16 protein-coding genes are annotated in these 17,184 nt (G+C 72.9%); 12 read left to right on the top strand and 4 right to left on the bottom strand.

Translation table 11 applies throughout. The annotated features are described in order from the left end of the window. Window positions 1–230: 230 nt before the first annotated feature. Complete coding sequence (locus ACTYVM_RS12545) at window positions 231–893, bottom strand: ThuA domain-containing protein (RefSeq protein WP_445526008.1); 663 nt, start codon at window positions 891–893, stop codon at window positions 231–233. A 93-nt stretch (window positions 894–986) separates the two neighbouring features. Between ACTYVM_RS12545 and ACTYVM_RS12540 the strand changes: the two genes are divergently transcribed. After that, the gene (locus ACTYVM_RS12540; RefSeq protein ID WP_445526007.1) at window positions 987–1,391 is read left to right on the top strand and encodes a VOC family protein; all 405 of its coding nucleotides are present in this window, start codon (window positions 987–989) and stop codon (window positions 1,389–1,391) included. Here ACTYVM_RS12540 and ACTYVM_RS12535 read toward each other — a convergent pair. Further along, entirely contained in the window at window positions 1,374–2,021 is a 648-nt protein-coding gene (locus ACTYVM_RS12535; protein WP_445526067.1) for a helix-turn-helix domain-containing protein, read from the bottom strand. The genes ACTYVM_RS12540 and ACTYVM_RS12535 overlap by 18 nt on opposite strands. A gap of 162 nt (window positions 2,022–2,183) precedes the next feature. Further along, window positions 2,184–3,293: a YeiH family protein gene (locus ACTYVM_RS12530; RefSeq protein WP_445526006.1), complete on the bottom strand. Its 1,110-nt coding sequence runs from the start codon at window positions 3,291–3,293 to the stop codon at window positions 2,184–2,186. Window positions 3,294–3,388: 95 nt separating this feature from the next. On the opposite strand from ACTYVM_RS12530, the gene ACTYVM_RS12525 reads away from it, so the two are divergent. Continuing rightward, window positions 3,389–4,363 (top strand): LysR family transcriptional regulator, encoded by a 975-nt coding sequence (locus tag ACTYVM_RS12525; protein WP_445526005.1) that lies wholly within the window; start codon window positions 3,389–3,391, stop codon window positions 4,361–4,363. Between the two features lie 177 nt (window positions 4,364–4,540). On the opposite strand, the gene ACTYVM_RS12520 is transcribed toward ACTYVM_RS12525, so the two are convergent. Continuing rightward, window positions 4,541–5,698, bottom strand: a complete 1,158-nt coding sequence (locus ACTYVM_RS12520; protein WP_445526004.1) for a YihY/virulence factor BrkB family protein — start codon at window positions 5,696–5,698, stop codon at window positions 4,541–4,543. 169 nt (window positions 5,699–5,867) lie between these two features. Here ACTYVM_RS12520 and ACTYVM_RS12515 point away from each other — a divergent pair, with 169 nt between their 5' ends. The 10 genes from ACTYVM_RS12515 (at window position 5,868) to ACTYVM_RS12470 (ending at window position 17,153) form a co-directional block, all read left to right on the top strand. Further along, a complete protein-coding gene (locus ACTYVM_RS12515) occupies window positions 5,868–7,502 on the top strand; it encodes an acyl-CoA dehydrogenase family protein (RefSeq protein WP_445526003.1) in 1,635 nt (544 codons plus the stop codon). A gap of 451 nt (window positions 7,503–7,953) precedes the next feature. Continuing rightward, window positions 7,954–9,291, top strand: coding sequence for a hypothetical protein (locus ACTYVM_RS12510; protein ID WP_445526002.1), 1,338 nt, complete (start codon window positions 7,954–7,956; stop codon window positions 9,289–9,291). Between the two features lie 91 nt (window positions 9,292–9,382). Further along, window positions 9,383–9,955 carry a GNAT family N-acetyltransferase gene (locus ACTYVM_RS12505; protein ID WP_445526001.1) on the top strand — a complete coding sequence of 191 codons (573 nt, stop codon included), beginning with the start codon at window positions 9,383–9,385 and terminating at the stop codon, window positions 9,953–9,955. A 394-nt stretch (window positions 9,956–10,349) separates the two neighbouring features. Next, window positions 10,350–12,041 (top strand): nitrite/sulfite reductase, encoded by a 1,692-nt coding sequence (locus tag ACTYVM_RS12500; RefSeq protein ID WP_445526000.1) that lies wholly within the window; start codon window positions 10,350–10,352, stop codon window positions 12,039–12,041. Next, window positions 12,038–12,220, top strand: coding sequence for a hypothetical protein (locus ACTYVM_RS12495; RefSeq protein ID WP_445525999.1), 183 nt, complete (start codon window positions 12,038–12,040; stop codon window positions 12,218–12,220). The genes ACTYVM_RS12500 and ACTYVM_RS12495 overlap by 4 nt, the downstream gene beginning before the upstream one ends. After that, window positions 12,217–12,927: a phosphoadenylyl-sulfate reductase gene (locus ACTYVM_RS12490; protein WP_445525998.1), complete on the top strand. Its 711-nt coding sequence runs from the start codon at window positions 12,217–12,219 to the stop codon at window positions 12,925–12,927. Before ACTYVM_RS12495 ends, ACTYVM_RS12490 begins: the two co-directional genes overlap by 4 nt. Before the next feature lie 3 nt (window positions 12,928–12,930). Further along, on the top strand, window positions 12,931–13,539 hold the full coding sequence (cysC, locus tag ACTYVM_RS12485) for an adenylyl-sulfate kinase (protein ID WP_445525997.1): 609 nt from the start codon (window positions 12,931–12,933) through the stop codon (window positions 13,537–13,539). Next, complete coding sequence (gene cysD / locus ACTYVM_RS12480; RefSeq protein WP_445525996.1) at window positions 13,536–14,480, top strand: sulfate adenylyltransferase subunit CysD; 945 nt, start codon at window positions 13,536–13,538, stop codon at window positions 14,478–14,480. Before cysC ends, cysD begins: the two co-directional genes overlap by 4 nt. A 2-nt stretch (window positions 14,481–14,482) precedes the next feature. Next, window positions 14,483–15,817 carry a sulfate adenylyltransferase subunit 1 gene (locus ACTYVM_RS12475; protein ID WP_445525995.1) on the top strand — a complete coding sequence of 445 codons (1,335 nt, stop codon included), beginning with the start codon at window positions 14,483–14,485 and terminating at the stop codon, window positions 15,815–15,817. Between the two features lie 223 nt (window positions 15,818–16,040). Beyond that, entirely contained in the window at window positions 16,041–17,153 is a 1,113-nt protein-coding gene (locus ACTYVM_RS12470) for an aliphatic sulfonate ABC transporter substrate-binding protein (RefSeq protein ID WP_445525994.1), read from the top strand. The last annotated feature ends 31 nt before the right edge of the window (window positions 17,154–17,184 follow it).

The raw sequence follows: 17,184 nt of genomic DNA, 5'->3' as shown, positions 1-17,184 counted from the left end.
CCTGGTGCCGGGCGCGGCAGCGCCGGGCGCGGGGCGTGGGGCACGGGGCGTGGGGCACGGGGCGTGGGGCACGGGGCGCCGGTGTGGAGTGCCGCAGACAGCGCGGCAGCGCGGGGCGCAGGAGCGCCAGAGCACGGGCGAGGGAGCGCGGAGTCCGAGGCGCGGGAGCGCCGGGCGCTGGCCGCGGGGCGCGGGAGCGCCGCAGACGGCGCTGCCCCGGGCGCCGTGGCTCACCCGGTGGCGGTCCCCGTCGCCCACTCGATCCCGCCGCGCAGGTGGGCGCGGAAGTCCGGGTCCGCGTAGGCCTCGGAGGCGTGGCCGAGTGCCGTGTAGAAGACGCGGCCCCGGCCCTGTTCGCGGCACCACACCAGGGGGTGGTCGGGGCCCATTCCGCCGCCGCGGTACGACGACTCGTCGGCGCGGGCCAGGACCCGTACGGAGCCCCGCGGATTCGTGCGGAAGTCGTACCACTCGTCGGTGAAGGCCCACTCGGCGGGCAGGTGCCGGGTGGCCGGATGGTCCGGGTCCTCGACCAGGACCCGGCCCGGCTGGTACTCCGGATGCCGGGCGAACCGGGCACCGAGCAGTTCGCCGTAGTACGGCCAGTCGTACTCCGTACAGGCCGCCGCGTGCACACCGACGAACCCGCCGCCCCGCTCCACGTACGCCGCGAGCCGCTCCCGGCCGGCCGAGGTGAGCACCTCGCCGCTGGTGGAGAGGAAGACGACGGCGGCGTACCCGTCCAGGGGGCGGGCGAGGGCCTCGGGGTCCTCGGTGTGCTCGACCTCGAAGGCCTCGGGGCCGCCGAGGGCGCGCAGCGCGGCGACGGCGTCCGGGATGGAGTCGTGGCGGTAGTCGGCGGTGCGGGTGTGGACGAGGAGTCGGCAGGCCATGGCGCACGACCCTACGCGGCCCGCGCGGCCCCCTTCGGGTTCGTGTCCGAATTCTTCAAGACCGGCGGTCGCACCGGTGCCTACCGTGACCGTATGGCTACTCCACGATTCGCCGTGATCGGCCTGGTCGTCTCCGACCTGGCCGCATCTCTCGCCTTCTACCGCCGCCTCGGGCTCTCCTTCCCCGAGGGTGCCGAACAGCAGCCGCACGTCGAGGCCGAGTTGCCCGGCGGGCTGACGCTCGCCCTGGACACCGAGGAGACCGTCCGCTCATTCCACTCCGGGTGGCGGCCGCCGTCCGCGGGCGGCCGGATCTCGCTCGCCTTCCGGTGCGGGGAACCCGCCGCTGTGGAGGCCCTGTACGAGGACCTGGTCGGGTCCGGGTACCACGGGGAGCTCAAGCCCTGGGACGCCTTCTGGGGCCAGCGGTACGCCGTCGTGCACGATCCCGACGGCAACGGCGTCGACCTGTTCGCCGAGCTACCCCAGGGACAGTAGGTCACCCAGCGGCATCCCGGCCAACTCCCGTACGTCCCGGGCCAGGTGAGCCTGGTCGGCGAAGCCCGCGCGGGCCGCGGCCTGGGCGAACGGCACCCCCGCACGGGCCAGCGCCAGCGCCCTCTGCAGACGCAGCACACGGGCCAGCGTCTTGGGCCCGTACCCGAAGGCGACCAGCGAGCGACGGTGCAACTGACGGGCGCTGAAGCCGAGTTCGTCGGCGGCGGCGCCCACGGAGCGGCCCGCGTCCAGGGCCGCCACGAGGTGCCGTAGCAGCGGGTCGGGCGGGCCGGCCTCGGCCGCGCGCTCCAGGGCCACCTCTTCGAGTGCGGCGGCCGGGTCCCGCGCCGCGTCCAGCCGTCCGCGCACGCGCCGGACCACCGCGGCGGGCCACAGCTCGGCCAGTTCGACGCGCCGGTCGCGCAACTCGTGGGCGGGCACGCCGAGGTAGCCGGGCGCCGTGCCGGGGAAGAACCGCAGGCCGGCCCAGTGCGCGGACGGCCCCGAGGGCTCGTACGCCCGTGTGTCGGGCCCGGCGACCAGCAACCGCCCCTCGCTCCACAGCAGGTCCATGCACCCGTCGGGCAGCACGGGCCGGGCCACGGGCCCCGCCGGCGCCTTCGTCCACATCACCGCGCCGGGCAGCCGAGAGGGGCGCTCCACGTACCCGGAGGGACGCGCGGTCGTCTCGGCAGCCACGTACGCAAGACTATGGCCCCGACACCGGTCGGCCGGCGGTCGAGGGAGCGCGCAAGCGGCCGTGACGGCGAGCGGGGCCCCGCGGCCCCGTCGTCAGAGGTGCTGGGCCAGGAACTGCGCGGCCAGGCTGGTGGCGGACACCACCAGCCACAGGCAGCCGCCGAGCAGCAGCGGTTTGAGGCCGGTGCGGCGCAGCCGGGCGGGTTCGGTCGACAGGCCGATCGCGGACAGGGCGACGGTGATCAGGAACACGGCGAGCGTGCTGAGCGGGCCGTGGGCGCCGGACGGGACGAGACCGGCGGTGTTCACGGCCGCCAGGACCAGGAAGCCGACGAGGAACCAGGGGACCAGCCGGCCGACGCGGACCGCGCCCGGGGTGCCGTCCGCGCCGGCCGCCAGCCGCGCGCGGCGGCGGGCGAGGGCGGACAGGCCCAGGCAGATGGGGATGATCAGCAGGGTGCGGGCCAGCTTGACCACGACCGCGTGGTCCGCCGCCGCGCCGCCGTACGTGGTGGCGGCGGCGACCACCGACGACATGTCGTTGACGGCGGTGCCCGCGAAGAGACCGAAGGCCTGCTGGCTCATGCCCAGCAGGTGTCCCACGACCGGGAAGGTCAGGACCGCGGCGATGTTGAAGACGAAGATCGTGGAGACGGCGTACGCCACCTCGGCCTCGGCCGCCCCGATGACGGGTGTGACCGCCGCGATCGCCGAGGCGCCGCAGATGCCGGTGCCGACGCCGATCAGGGTGCGCAGGTCCCCGACGATGCCCAGACGGCGCCCGATCCAGTACGCCGCGGCCAGGCAGGCGGCGAGGGTGACGATCATCACCGGCAGCGAGCCGACGCCGACCCGCAGCACCTGGCCCAGGGACAGCTGGGCGCCCAGGACGACCACCGCCGCCTGAAGCACCCCGCGTCCGGCGAACGCGATCCCCGGCCGCAGCCGCGCCCCGGGCCGCACGACGACCGCGACCAGCACCCCGAGCACGATCCCGGCCACCGGTCCGCCGACCACCGGGGCCAGCCGGCCCAGCGCGGTGGCGACGAGGGCGACCCCGACGGCGAGGGCCAGCCCGGGCAGGCGGGCGGTACCGACGCGGCGGGCGGTGCCGACTCGGTCCGCGGTGTCGGCGGGGCGCTCGGTGCCGGCGGGGCGCTCGGTGTCGGCCGGAGGGGCCTGGCTGGGGCTTGCGTCATTCATGATCACCACCCTGGGGCCCACGCGCCTGCCGCTGTAGCCCTCGATCGAGCAGGAGCTCATAGCGAAGGGCTATGACTCACTCATACGCTTGGGCTGTGACAGAACCAGAGCCACCCGTGCCCGCGCGGCCCCGGACCGCTCCCCTTCCCCTGCGCCCACCCGACCTGGAGTCGCTGCGGCTCCTGGTCCTCGTCGCCGACCTGGGGAGCCTGGGCCGGGCGGCCGAACGGCTGCGGATCTCGCAGCCGTCCGCCAGCCGCCGGCTGTCCACGCTGGAGCGCGGGCTGGGGCTGGTACTCGTCGACCGCACCCGTCGCGGCTCCCGGCTCACGCTCGCCGGGCAGGTCGTCGTCGGACACGCCCGGCAGGTGCTGGACGAGCTGGACGACCTGCTCGCCGGCGCGGACAGGCTGCGTGCGCGGCGGGAGGCGGAGCTGCGCGTCGCCGCGAGCCTGACCATCGCGGAGTACCTGCTGCCGGCCTGGATCAGCGAGCTGCGGAGTCGTCGGCCCGAGCTGTACATCGGGCTGCAGGTGACCAACAGCGAGCACGTGCCCGAGCTGGTCGAGTCGCAGGAGGCCGACATCGGGTTCATCGAGGGCCCGCATCTGACCCGTGTGATGTCGACGAGGCAGGTGGCCGAGGACCGGCTCGTCGTCGTGGTCGACCCGGGTCATCCGTGGGCACGCCTGCGCGTGCCGCTGTCCGCGCGGGAGCTGTCCCGCACGCCGCTCGTGCTGCGCGAGAGCGGCTCCGGCACCCGGCAGACCCTGGACCGCGCCCTGCACCTGGCCGACTGCGACCGCGCCCGGCCGCTGGTGGAGCTGGGCTCGACGGCCGCCGTGCGCGGCGCGGTGATCGCCGGCACCGGCCCGTCCGTCCTGAGCGAGCTGGCCGTCCGCGGGGACATCGCCGAGGGCCGGCTGGTCGCCGTCGACGTCGCGGGCGTCGACCTCGCGCGCGAGCTGCGTGCGGTCTGGCCGACCGGGCGGCGACTGGTCGGCCCGGCGGCGGAACTGGTGGCGGTGGCCCGCAGAGCGGTGACCGACGGGCCACCGCGACGGCCGTAGGGCTCGCGGCGGCGGTGGCGGGCGCCGGACGCGCCCGTGGCGGCAGGCGGCGTCCCTGGTGCCGCGCCCGGCCGCCGTCCCCGCGAGCGCCGGCAGCACACCGACCGGCGCGGCGAGCAGCCGGACCGCCGCCTCGGAGCGGGGCCCGGTGGCGGCGGCGCGCGCCGCCCCGCCCGGTCACTTCTGCGACGAGCCCTTCTGGTCGTCCTTGTGCGGGCTCCGCGCGTGCGCGCTCTTCACATGGGCCCGCAGCCGTGCCGTCACGTCCTCCGGGGGCAGGAAGCGCGACCACCGCTCGGGGAACTCCGAGGGCATGTCGGGGTCGTCCGGATCGTCGCGGGTCACGGCGGCGCGGGCGACGTACTCGGCGATCTGCGCCTCGCGCACCCGCTCGTTGGCGGCGCGGGCCGAGGCCGTGGCGGCGGCCGGCCAGACCCGGTCGATGGCGGCGTTGACCGCCGCCCCGACGAGCACGGCGAACGCGGACACACCGATCCACAGCAGCACGGCGACCGGCGCGGCCAGTGAGCCGTAGATGGTCGGGCCCTCCACGGTGCTGGTGAGGTAGATGCGCAGCAGGAAGCTGCACACCACCCACATGGCCAGGGCGACCAGGGCACCGGGCACGTCCTCGATCCACGCGGAGCGCACCGGCACCGACACGTGGTACAGCGTCGTCAGGAACGCCACGGACAGCACGATCACGACCGGCCAGTACAGGACCTGAACGACCGTCGTGGACCACGGCACGATCCGCACCACCGCGTCGGGTCCCGCCACCATCAGCGGCAGCGCGACCGAGCCGATCAGCAGGGCCACGACGAACAGCCCGAAGGCCAGCAGCCGGGTCTTGACGATGCCGCGCACGCCGTCGAGGCCGTACATGACGGTGATGGTGTCGATGAAGACGTTCACCGCGCGCGAGCCCGACCACAGGGCGAACACGAACCCGAGGGAGATCACGTCGGGCCGGCCGCTCTTCGTCACGTCCCGCAGGATCGGCTGCGCGATCTCCTTGACGCCCTGGTCGGACAGGACAGTGTGGGAGGCGGCGAGGATGTTGCGCTCCAGGCTGGCGATGGTGTGCGCGCCGGTCCAGGAGTCGACGTAGAAGAGCAGTCCGATCAGGCTCAGCAGCAGCGGCGGCACGGACAGCAGGGAGAAGAACGCCGCCTCGGCCGCAAGACCCAGGATCCGGTACTCCATGCACGAGTTGACGGTGTCCTTCAGCAGCAGCCAGGCGGTCCTGCGTTTGGATACGTTCCGGTAGAGGGCTCGTGCCCGGTGGAGGCGGCCGGAGGGCCTTTCGGGGGAATCGCTGGCTGACTGCTGCACGACCCAAAGGTATCTCCGTCGGTCCCCCTCCCCCGCACCCGCCGGGGAGTGGCCGCCGGGCGGGACCATTGCCGGGGCCCGGCGGGCCCGGTGCCGGGCGCTCGCGTGGTGCCCGGCGCCGGGCGCTCGCGTGGTGCCCGGCGCCGTACCGCGCGGTAGGTTCCGTCGTATGGCACCCAGCACGCACACCGTGACCAACCAGCCGCCGCCGCTGGTCGGCTACGACGTCTTCGCCGCCGATCACGCCCTGGCCGAGGCGGTCGGACGGCACGTGGACGCGGAACTGCTCGACGAGGTGCGCGCGGAGCTGACGGTGCTCGGGCGGGCCGCGGGTTCGGCCCAGGTGCAGGAGTGGGCGGCGCAGGCCGACGAGAACCCGCCGAGGCTGCGCACCCACGACCGCTACGGCCACCGCGTCGACGAGGTCGAGTTCCATCCGTCCTGGCACCGGCTCCTCGGCAAGGGCGTCTCCGCCGGGCTGACCGCCGCCTGGAACCGCCCGGCCGGGCATGTGCGGCGGGCGGCCGCCTTCCTGGTGTGGACGCAGGCCGAGGCCGGCACCGGCTGCCCGCTGTCGATGACCCACGCGGCCATGCCCGCGCTGCGCACCGACCCGGAGCTCGCCGCCGAGTGGGAGCCGCGGCTGACGTCCGTGGTCTACGAGCGCGAACTGCGGCCCGCGCACCTGAAGGCCGGGGCGCTGTTCGGGATGGGCATGACCGAGAAGCAGGGCGGCAGCGACGTACGGGCGGGCACCACCGCGGCCAGGCCGCTCGCCGAGGACGGCGCCTACGAGCTGACCGGGCACAAGTGGTTCTGCTCGGCGCCGATGTCGGACGGGTTCCTGGTGCTCGCGCAGGCCCCGGGAGGGCTGACCTGCTTCCTGGTGCCGCGGGTGCTGCCGGACGGCACGCGCAACGTGTTCCTTCTCCAGCGCCTGAAGGACAAGCTGGGCAACCGGTCCAACGCCTCCGCCGAGGTCGAGTTCGACGGGACCTGGGCACGCCGGGTCGGCGAGGAGGGGCGCGGGGTGCGCACCATCATCGAGATGGTCGCGGCGACCCGCCTCGACTGCGTGCTCGGATCGGCGGGGCTGATGCGGCAGGCGGTGGCGCAGGCGGTGCACCACTGCGCGCACCGCGAGGCGTTCGGCGGCAGGCTCCTCGACAAGCCGCTGATGCGCAACGTGCTGGCCGACCTCGCGCTGGAGTCGGAGGCGGCGACGACACTCGCGCTGCGGCTCGCGGCCGCCTACGACGACGGGGGCGAGCAGGAGCGGGCGCTGCTGCGGATCGCGGTGCCGGCCGCCAAGTACTGGGTCACCAAACGGTGCGCGCCGCTGACGGTGGAGGCCTCGGAGTGCCTGGGCGGCAACGGGTACGTGGAGGAGTCCGGGATGCCGCGCCTGGTGCGCGAGTCGCCGCTCAACTCGGTCTGGGAGGGCGCCGGGAACGTACAGGCGCTGGACGTGCTGCGGGCGCTGACGCGGGAGCCGGGGGCGCTCGACGCCTATCTGCGGGAGGTGGGCCAGGCGCGCGGCGCCGACCACCGTCTCGACGCGGCGATCAAGCGGCTGCTCACCGAACTCGCCGATCTGGACGGCGTCGAGGCCCGGGCCCGGCGGCTGACCGAACGGCTGGCGCTGGTGCTCCAGGGGGCACTCCTGGTGCGGTACGCGCCGCCGGACGTCGCCGACGCGTTCTGCGCCTCGCGGCTGGGCGGCGAGTGGGGTGCGGCCTTCGGGGCGCTCCCGCACACCCTGAACCTGGCGGCGGTGGTGGAACGCGCGCGTCCCGCGCACTGACGCGGGGGTGGCACTGCGCCGACACGGCACCACCCCCGCTGTTGTGGCCCGTTCCAGGCCGTACCCGCCGCGCACGGCGATGTTGAACAAGTTTCAATGAACTCAGGGTCGTTCACCAGGGTCGCAGCGGGTTGCGACTTGCCCGTGCGTGTGAGTGGACTGCGCGCCTCCGGCACGGCGGGGCGCCGGCGGCCCGGGGCACGTCATCGCCGTGCCGCGAGTGGCGCGGGTGGGTGACTCCCACGGGCCCGTCAGGTCAGGCGTTCGGCTTCCGGGTGGCATCTTCCGCATATTTGCAGGGTCTTCGACCTGCCGCGGGCCGGACTGCCGTAGCATCGCCCCAGGGTCGCCCCAGCCGCTCCTCGGTCAACGCTCGGACCTCCCGTAGCAGTTGGCCCGTGGGCGCGCGGCGGCGTCCCGGAGGCGACCCGAGCCCTGAAAAGGGGGCTGTATGAAGCAGCGCGGCAGACACCGCAGGCGCAGACAGGGCAGGGCGCTGCGCGCCGTCCTGGCCGGGGCCGGTCTCGCGCTGACCGCGGCCGCCACCATGATCAGCACCTCGCAGGCCACGGTCGCCGACGACCCCGGGGCCCTGAAGCCGCTCACCTCGTCCGCCGAGCTCGACGGTCTACGGCTGACCGAACAGCCGGTGCCGCAGCGGTCCCTGGACCGGCTCGCCAAGGCGATGGGCCGGCCCGTCGGTGTCGGCACCGTACTCGGCGGCGCCGACCGCTCGCTGCGCGGTGCGGACGAGTGCGACGCCGAGGAGAGGAAGGCGCTGCCCGTCGAGCCGGCTGCCACGCATGCCTACTGCTGGGCCCCCGCCGATTCCGCCACCCGCCGGTGGCGGCCGGAGTCGGTGACCACTTCCGGGGACGCCGAGGACAGCGGCCGATGGGGCGACCACCGGGTGATCCTCTCCGGCTGGACGCGCGAGGCCGGCGACCACCCCGGTCTGGCCCGGGTGGCCTTCGTCAACGCCGACGACCCCGATCACCTCACCTACACCTGGGCGCTGCTCGTCGTCCCGGTCGACGGCGGACGCGACTTCCGCGGGCTCGTCTCGCACGTGTCGGGGATGGTCTGGTACCGGGACAAGCTGCTGGTCACCACCTCCGGCGCCGAGCGCGACGCGCTGTACGTCTACGACCTGCGGCGCATCCACCGCGCCACGGTCGGCGGCGACGCCGTGGGCCGGGTGGCGGGCGGCTGGTCGGCGCACGGCTACCGGTGGGTGCTGCCCGCGGTCGCCTCCTACCGCCCGGCCGACGGCAACTGCGTCCGGGCGGCCGGCGCGGACCCCTCCGCGCGGCCCTGTCCTGACGGGCTCTCGCTGGACCGCAGTTCCACGCCGGCCAGCCTGGTGGCGAGTCAGGCGGTACCCGCGGACGACGGCCGCCGCACGCGTCTGTGGCGCTACGTTCTCAGCGGGGACCCCGCCCGCTCCGGTCTGCTGGCCACCGACTCCGGCTCCACCGCGGTCCCGGACGAGGCCTACGTGACGAAGACGGACGACATCCGGGGCGTCCTGTCGCACCGCCCGGCTCCGTCCGCGCCGCCGGACTGGTATCTGGGCCGCCCCGCGGACGAGGGCACCCACGGCACGCTGTGGCGGCAGGACGCACGCGGCGCGAAGGCGGTCGGGTGCGGCTCGGAGGACACCCACCGCTGCTGGGGCGACGGCACCGGCTCCCTGTCCTACTGGCAGGAGACCGGCGACGTCTGGTCCCTGTCGGGCCGGATGCTGTTCGCGCTGCCCCTGTCCTCGGTCGAACGGGAGCTGCGCTAGGGGCTGTTGCGAAAGTGCCGTCGTCCGCCCGGAGGGCGGGCCTCGCGATCGGCATCGACACGGGCCCGGCACGGATGATTCCCTGACCGGCATGACGAGCATCACCGTGACCACCTGGTACCTGGAGCAGACCTCCCCGACCGACCTCCTGCCGGCCGCCGCGCCCGAGGGCGACGTGCGGATCGTCCGGTCCGAGGTGCCCTCGCCCGAGTTCAGCCGGTTCCTGTACGCCTCGGTCGGTGGCGACATCCGCTGGACGGACCGGCTGGGCTGGACGTACACGCGGTGGCGTGAGTACCTGGAGCGTCCGGGTGTCGAGACGTGGGTGGCCTACGAGCGAGGCACACCAGCGGGTTACATCGAGCTGGAGGCACAGGACGAGGGGGGCGTGGAGATCGCCTACTTCGGGCTGATGCAGGCCTTCCGCGGCCGACGGATCGGCGGCCATCTGCTGTCGTACGGAGCCGCCCGCGCCTGGGACCTCGCCGACCGTCTGCCGGGACGGACGCCGACGAAGCGGGTGTGGGTCCACACGTGCAGCAAGGACGGTGAGCACGCGATGGACAACTACCAGCGCCGCGGTTTCAAGCTCTTCGACACCAAGGTCGAGGAGGAGCCGGAGGTGGCCACTCCGGGCCCCTGGCCGGGGGCGTACCCGGCCTGACCTGCGGGCGCGCGCACGATCGCGGCCGATACGCCCGACGACACCCCTGTCCTGAATGCCGGGACGGGGGTGTCCGCATGACGGACGAAGCTGGACGTTGTCCAGATCGCCGTGCCAGGCTTTCCACCATGTCTGGAACTGGAGTCGCCTTGGTGAGCCGACGGCACGTCGACCACGGCCGCATGTCCAGCGCCATCTGTCCGGCGAGCTGACCCCACCCGCTGTGGCCTGACGGCCACGGGCCCGGCACCACCAGCCTCCCGATTTCTCCGCTTTTCTGCTTTCCCGCTTATCCACCCTGCGCACAGACGCGCATGCCTGCCCGTCTGCCCATGCGTGCTGCACCCGCGCAGGTCAGAGCCGCATTCCCGCTGTCCCGAAGGACGTATCGACCATGGCCGCCTCCCCGCAGAACCCCACCGCGCCCCGCCGCAAGGTGAGCCGTCACCGCGGCGAGGGGCAGTGGGCCGTGGGGCATCTGACCCCGCTCAACGGCAACGAGCAGTTCAAGAAGGACGACGACGGTCTCAATGTGCGGACACGCATTGAGACGATCTACTCCCAGCGCGGTTTCGACTCCATCGACCCCAACGACCTGCGCGGCCGGATGCGCTGGTGGGGGCTGTACACCCAGCGCAAGCCCGGCATCGACGGCGGCAAGACCGCGATCCTGGAGCCGGAGGAGCTGGACGACCGCTACTTCATGATGCGGGTGCGCATCGACGGCGGCCGGCTGACCACCCAACAGCTGCGCGTCATCGGTGAGGTCTCGCAGGAGTTCGCGCGCGGCACCGCCGACATCACCGACCGGCAGAACATCCAGTACCACTGGATCCGGATCGAGGACGTCCCGGAGATCTGGAACCGGCTGGAGGCCGTCGGCCTGTCCACGGTCACCGCCTGCGGCGACACCCCGCGCGTGATGATCGGCTCCCCCGTCGCCGGCATCGCCGAGGACGAGATCGTCGACGCCACCCCGGCGCTGGAGGAGATGCAGCGCCGCGTCCTGGGCAACAAGGCGTACTCGAACCTCCCCCGGAAGTTCAAGACGGCCATCTCCGGCTCCCCGCTGCTCGACGTGGTCCACGAGATCAACGACGTGGCGTTCGTGGGCGTGCGCCACCCCGAGCACGGGCCCGGCTTCGACCTGTGGGTCGGCGGCGGCCTGTCCACCAACCCCAAGCTGGGCGTGCGGCTGGGCGCCTGGGTGCCGTTGGAGGAGGTCCCGGACGTCTACGAGGGCGTCCTGTCGATCTTCCGTGACTACGGCTACCGGCGGCTGCGCAACCGGGCCCGGCTGAAGTTCCTGGTCGCCGACTGGGGCGCGGAGAAGTTCCGCCGGGTGCTGGAGGACGAGTACCTGAAGCGGCCGCTCGTCGACGGGCCCGCCCCGGACGAACCGGTCCAGCAGTGGCGCGACCACGTCGGGGTGCACCGGCAGAACGACGGCCGCCACTACGTCGGTTTCGCCCCGCGGGTCGGCCGCGTCGACGGCGCCACCCTGACGAAGATCGCCGAACTGGCCGAGGCGCACGGCTCGGGACGGGTCCGTACCACCGTCGAACAGAAGATGATCATCCTCGACGTCGAGGGGGACCAGGTCGACTCGCTGGTCGCCGCTCTGGAGGCGCTGGACCTCACCGCCCGGCCGTCCACGTTCCGACGCGGCACGATGGCCTGCACCGGCATCGAGTTCTGCAAGCTCGCCATCGTCGAGACCAAGGCGCGCGGCGCCACGCTGATCGACGAACTCGAGCGCCGCCTGCCGGACTTCGACGAGCCGATCACCATCAACCTCAACGGCTGCCCCAACGCCTGCGCCCGCATCCAGGTGGCGGACATCGGCCTCAAGGGCCAGCTGGTGGTCGACGACAAGGGCGAGCAGGTCGAGGGCTACCAGGTGCACCTGGGCGGCGCGCTCGGCCTGGAACCCGGCTTCGGCCGCAAGGTGCGCGGACTGAAGGTGACGGCCAGGGAGCTGCCCGACTACATCGAGCGGGTCCTGAGCCGCTACCAGGAGCAGCGCGAGGACGGCGAGCGGTTCGCCGTGTGGGCCGCGCGGGCGTCCGAGGAGGAGCTGTCATGAGCGAGCGTGCCGCCCCCTTCTACTGCCCGTACTGCGGCGAGGAGGACCTCCGTCCCCACGAGGAGGGCCACGGAGCCTGGGAGTGCGCGGGATGCAACCGGGCCTTCCGGCTGAAGTTCCTCGGGCTGCTCGCCCGCGGCGTTCCGCAAGCCGGTCACGAGGGGGACGAACGGATATGACGGCCACTCAGAACACTGTGAACGAGGGCGAGTTGCGGGCGCTGGCCGAGCAGGCGGGCCGTGATCTGGAGGACGCCTCCGCGCTGGAGATCCTCCAGTGGGCGGCCGCCACCTTCGGCCGCCGGTTCTGCGTCACCTCGTCCATGGCGGACGCGGTGGTCGCCCACCTGGCCTCCCGTGCGATGCCCGGTGTGGACGTGGTGTTCCTCGACACCGGCTACCACTTCCCGGAGACTATCGGCACCCGCGACGCGGTCGAGGCCGTGATGGACGTCCATGTCATCACCCTCACCCCTCGGCAGACGGTCGCCGAACAGGACGCCGCGTACGGCCCGAGGCTGCACGACCGCGATCCGGACCTGTGCTGCCGGCTGCGCAAGGTGCGGCCGCTGGAGGAGGGCCTGGAGGGCTACCTGGCCTGGGCGACCGGGCTGCGCCGCGACGAGTCCCCGACCCGGGCGAACACCCCGGTCGTCGGCTGGGACGAGAAGCGGCGGAAGGTCAAGATCTCCCCGATCGCCCGCTGGACCCAGGACGACGTGGACGCCTACGTCGCCGAACACGGTGTCCTGACCAACCCGTTGCTGATGGACGGCTACGGCTCGGTGGGCTGTGCGCCCTGCACCCGGCGCCTGCTTCAGGGCGAGGACGCGCGCGCCGGCCGCTGGGCGGGCAGCGCCAAGACCGAGTGCGGACTGCACGGCTGACCCATGACCGTACCGACGACGCTGTCGGTGCCGTCGGTGCTTTCGACGACTACTTCCACCCACAGGGAGAACCACGTGACGACCGGAGCCACCGTCTGGCTCACGGGTCTGCCGAGTGCCGGCAAGACCACCATCGCGCACGAACTGGCCGGGCGGCTGCGTGCGGAGGGCCACCGCGTCGAGGTGCTCGACGGCGACGAGATCCGCGAGTTCCTCTCCGCGGGCCTCGGCTTCAGCCGCGAGGACCGGCACACCAACGTGCGGCGCATCGGCTTCGTCGCCGAACTGCTCGCCCGCAACGGCGTCAAGGCGCTGGTCCCGGTGATCGCGCCGTACACCGACAGCCGCGACGCGGTGCGCGCGTGGCACGCGAAGAACGACACGACGTATCTGGAGGTGCACGTCGCCACCCCGGTCGAGGTGTGCTCCGTACGCGATGTGAAGGGGCTGTACGCCCGGCGGGCCGCGGGCGAGCTGACGGGCCTGACCGGCGTCGACGACCCGTACGAGGAGCCCCGGACGCCGGATCTGCGCATCGAGTCGCAGCACCAGACGGTCGGGGAGTCCGCGGCCTCCGTGCACGCGCTGCTCAGCGAAAGGGGACTGGCATGACGACCGTCGCCGAGACCACGGCGGGCGACGAGGGCACGGGCAGCCCGTACGCCCTTTCCCACCTGGACGCGATCGAGTCCGAGGCGGTGCACGTCTTCCGCGAGGTGGCGGGCGAGTTCGAGAACCCGGTGATCCTGTTCTCCGGGGGCAAGGACTCCATCGTCATGCTGCACCTGGCGCTGAAGGCGTTCCGGCCCGCCGCGGTCCCCTTCTCGCTGCTGCACGTGGACACCGGGCACAACTTCCCCGAGGTCCTCGACTACCGCGACCGCACGGTCGAAAGGCACGACCTGCGGCTGCACGTCGCCTCCGTGCAGGAGTACATCGACCGGGGCGTCCTCAAGGAGCGCCCGGACGGCACCCGCAACCCGCTCCAGACCCTCCCGCTGACCGAGAAGATCCGGTCCGAGCGGTTCGACGCGGTGTTCGGCGGCGGGCGCCGCGACGAGGAGAAGGCCCGCGCCAAGGAGCGGGTGTTCTCGCTGCGGGACGAGTTCTCCCAGTGGGACCCGCGCCGTCAGCGGCCCGAGCTGTGGAACCTCTACAACGGCCGGCACGCGCCCGGCGAGCACGTGCGGGTGTTCCCGCTGTCCAACTGGACCGAGCTGGACGTGTGGCAGTACATCGCCCGCGAGGGCATCGAGCTGCCCGGGATCTACTACGCCCACACGCGCGAGGTCTTCCAGCGCGGCGGCATGTGGCTGACCGCCGGTGACTGGGGCGGCCCCAAGGACGGCGAGAGCGTGGAGAAGCGGATCGTGCGCTACCGCACCGTCGGCGACATGTCCTGCACCGGCGCCGTCGACTCCGACGCCGACACCATCGAGAAGGTCATCACCGAGATCGCCGCCTCGCGCCTGACCGAGCGCGGCGCCACCCGGGCCGACGACAAACTGTCCGAGGCCGCGATGGAAGACCGCAAGCGCGAGGGGTACTTCTAGCCGTGAGCACGATCACCGCCGCGGAGCTCGCGGCCACCACCCTGCTGCGGTTCGCCACCGCCGGCTCCGTCGACGACGGCAAGTCCACCCTGGTGGGGCGGCTGCTGCACGACTCCAAGTCGGTGCTCGCCGACCAACTGGAGGCCGTGGAGCGCGTCTCCGCGAGCCGCGGCCAGCAGGCCCCGGACCTCGCGCTGCTGACGGACGGGCTGCGCGCCGAGCGCGAGCAGGGCATCACCATCGACGTGGCCTACCGCTACTTCGCCACCCCGCGCCGCCGGTTCATCCTCGCGGACACGCCGGGCCATGTGCAGTACACCCGGAACATGGTCACCGGCGCGTCCACCGCCGAGCTGACGGTGATCCTGGTGGACGCCCGCAACGGCGTGGTGGAGCAGACCCGCCGGCACGCGGCGATCGCCGCCCTGCTGCGGGTGCCGCACGTGGTCCTGGCCGTGAACAAGATGGACCTGGTCGACTACCGGGAGTCCGTGTTCGCCGCGATCGCCGAGGAGTTCACGGCGTACGCGACCGAACTGGGCGTCCCCGAGGTCACCGCGATCCCGATCTCGGCGCTGGTCGGGGACAACGTGGTGGAGCCGTCCGCGGCCATGGACTGGTACGGCGGCCCGACCGTCCTGGAGCACCTGGAGACGGTCCCGGTCAGCCACGACCTGGCACACTGCCACGCGCGGCTGCCCGTGCAGTACGTGATCCGGCCGCAGACCGCCGAACACCCCGACTACCGCGGCTACGCCGGCCAGATCGCCGCCGGCAGCTTCCGGGTCGGCGACGAGGTCACGGTGCTGCCCTCCGGCCGCACCACCCGGATCGCCGGCATCGACCTGCTCGGCGAGCCGGTCGACGTGGCCTGGACGACGCAGTCGGTGACGGTCCTGCTCCAGGACGACATCGACGTCTCGCGCGGTGACCTGATCGTGCCCAGCCAGGACGCGCCCGCCACCACCCAGGACGTGGAGGCGACCGTCTGCCACGTCGCCGACCAGCCGCTGGCCGTCGGCCACCGGGTGCTGCTCAAGCACGGCACCCGCACGGTCAAGGCGATCGTCAAGGACATCCCGTCCCGGCTCACCCTGGACGACCTGTCCCTGCACCCGCACCCCGGGCAGCTCGTCGCCAACGACATCGGCCGGGTGAAGATCCGCACCGCCGAGCCGCTGCCGGTCGACGCCTACGCCGACTCCCGCCGCACCGGCTCGTTCATCCTGATCGACCCCGGCGACGGCACCACGCTCACCGCGGGGATGGTCGGCGAGTCGTTCGCCACGCCGGCACCGGTCAACGACACCGCGGACGAGGACGGCTGGGACTTCTGACCATGAACTCCCCCGACTTCTACTCGACGTTCGCCAAGGAGGGCGGCCGGGTCGGCAGCGGCGCCCTCGGCAGCGGACAGGGCGGGGTGGCCCGATGTGCGTGCTGACGTACGCGCACTGCCCGCGCGCCCTCACCCCCCACCCGCACAGACGAAGACCTGCCGACCTCCCGGCCACGGCCTGAGACGCCGTGACCGCCGGGCCGACGAGGGGACAACCTCCCGTGCCTGCCACCAGCTCGTCCACACTCCGCCGCGGCCTCGCCGTGGTCACCGCCCTGCCCCTGCTCGCGCTCGCCGCCTGCGGCTACGGCTCCCAGGCCGACGACGACAGCGGCCGGCAGAAGGTGGCCGCCGGAGCCGAGAAGACCGACGGTCTCGACGCCGTCAGGATCGGCTACTTCGGCAACCTGACCCACGCGACCGCGCTGGTCGGGGTGCAGAAGGGCTTCTTCCAGAAGGAGCTGGGCGCCACGATCGTCAAGCCGTCGGTCTTCAACGCCGGGCCGTCCGAGATCGAGGCCCTCAACTCCGGCTCCATCGACATCGGCTGGATCGGCCCGTCCCCGGCGATCAACGGCTACACCAAGTCGGACGGCAAGAGCCTGCGCATCATCGGAGGTTCGGCCTCCGGCGGGGTCAAGCTCGTCGTCAACCCGGCGAGGATCAAGTCCCTGAAGGACGTCAAGGGCAAGAAGATCGCGACCCCGCAGCTGGGCAACACGCAGGACGTGGCCTTCCTCAACTGGATCGCGGAGCAGGGCTGGAAGGTCGACGCGCTCAGCGGCAAGGGCGACGTCTCCGTGGTCCGCACCGACAACAAGATCACCCCGGACGCCTACAAGTCCGGCTCCGTCGACGGCGCCTGGGTGCCGGAGCCGACCGCGTCGAAGCTGGTCGCCGAGGGTGCCAAGGTGCTCCTTGACGAGGCGTCGCTGTGGCCCGACAAGAAGTTCGTGATCACGAACATCATCGTGTCGCAGAAGTTCCTCAAGGAACACCCGAAGGCCGTCGAGGCGGTGCTGAAGGCCTCCGTCGAGACCAACCAGTGGATCAACGCCCACCCGGACGAGGCGAAGACCGCGGCGAACAAGCAGCTCGGGATCGACTCCGGCAAGGAACTGCCGGGCGACGTCCTGGACCCGGCGTGGCAATCCATCCAGGTCACCGACGACCCGCTGGCCTCGACCCTCGACACGGAGGCGAAGCACGCGGTCAAGGCGGGTCTGCTGCAGAACCCCGAGCTGGCCGGCATCTATGACCTGGCCCCGCTGAACAAGGTGCTGAAGGCCGCGGGCGAACCGACCGTCGACGACGCCGGTCTCGGCGCCCGGTAGAGCCCGAAGCCGAAGAGTTCCCAGGAGGTGA

This window comes from Streptomyces cyslabdanicus, from assembly GCF_052663305.1.
This window is presented reverse-complemented; position numbering and strand designations above follow the sequence as displayed.

Coding starts and splice junctions, on each gene's coding strand:
- cysC (WP_445525997.1), top strand. CDS start 12,931: ATGACCGTACCGACGACGCTGTCGGTGCCGTCGGTGCTTTCGACGACT.
- ACTYVM_RS12530 (WP_445526006.1), bottom strand. CDS start 3,293: ATGAATGACGCAAGCCCCAGCCAGGCCCCTCCGGCCGACACCGAGCGC.
- ACTYVM_RS12535 (WP_445526067.1), bottom strand. CDS start 2,021: ATGTGGACGAAGGCGCCGGCGGGGCCCGTGGCCCGGCCCGTGCTGCCC.
- ACTYVM_RS12505 (WP_445526001.1), top strand. CDS start 9,383: ATGACGAGCATCACCGTGACCACCTGGTACCTGGAGCAGACCTCCCCG.
- cysD (WP_445525996.1), top strand. CDS start 13,536: ATGACGACCGTCGCCGAGACCACGGCGGGCGACGAGGGCACGGGCAGC.
- ACTYVM_RS12490 (WP_445525998.1), top strand. CDS start 12,217: ATGACGGCCACTCAGAACACTGTGAACGAGGGCGAGTTGCGGGCGCTG.
- ACTYVM_RS12515 (WP_445526003.1), top strand. CDS start 5,868: ATGGCACCCAGCACGCACACCGTGACCAACCAGCCGCCGCCGCTGGTC.
- ACTYVM_RS12510 (WP_445526002.1), top strand. CDS start 7,954: ATGAAGCAGCGCGGCAGACACCGCAGGCGCAGACAGGGCAGGGCGCTG.
- ACTYVM_RS12500 (WP_445526000.1), top strand. CDS start 10,350: ATGGCCGCCTCCCCGCAGAACCCCACCGCGCCCCGCCGCAAGGTGAGC.
- ACTYVM_RS12545 (WP_445526008.1), bottom strand. CDS start 893: ATGGCCTGCCGACTCCTCGTCCACACCCGCACCGCCGACTACCGCCAC.
- ACTYVM_RS12540 (WP_445526007.1), top strand. CDS start 987: ATGGCTACTCCACGATTCGCCGTGATCGGCCTGGTCGTCTCCGACCTG.
- ACTYVM_RS12495 (WP_445525999.1), top strand. CDS start 12,038: ATGAGCGAGCGTGCCGCCCCCTTCTACTGCCCGTACTGCGGCGAGGAG.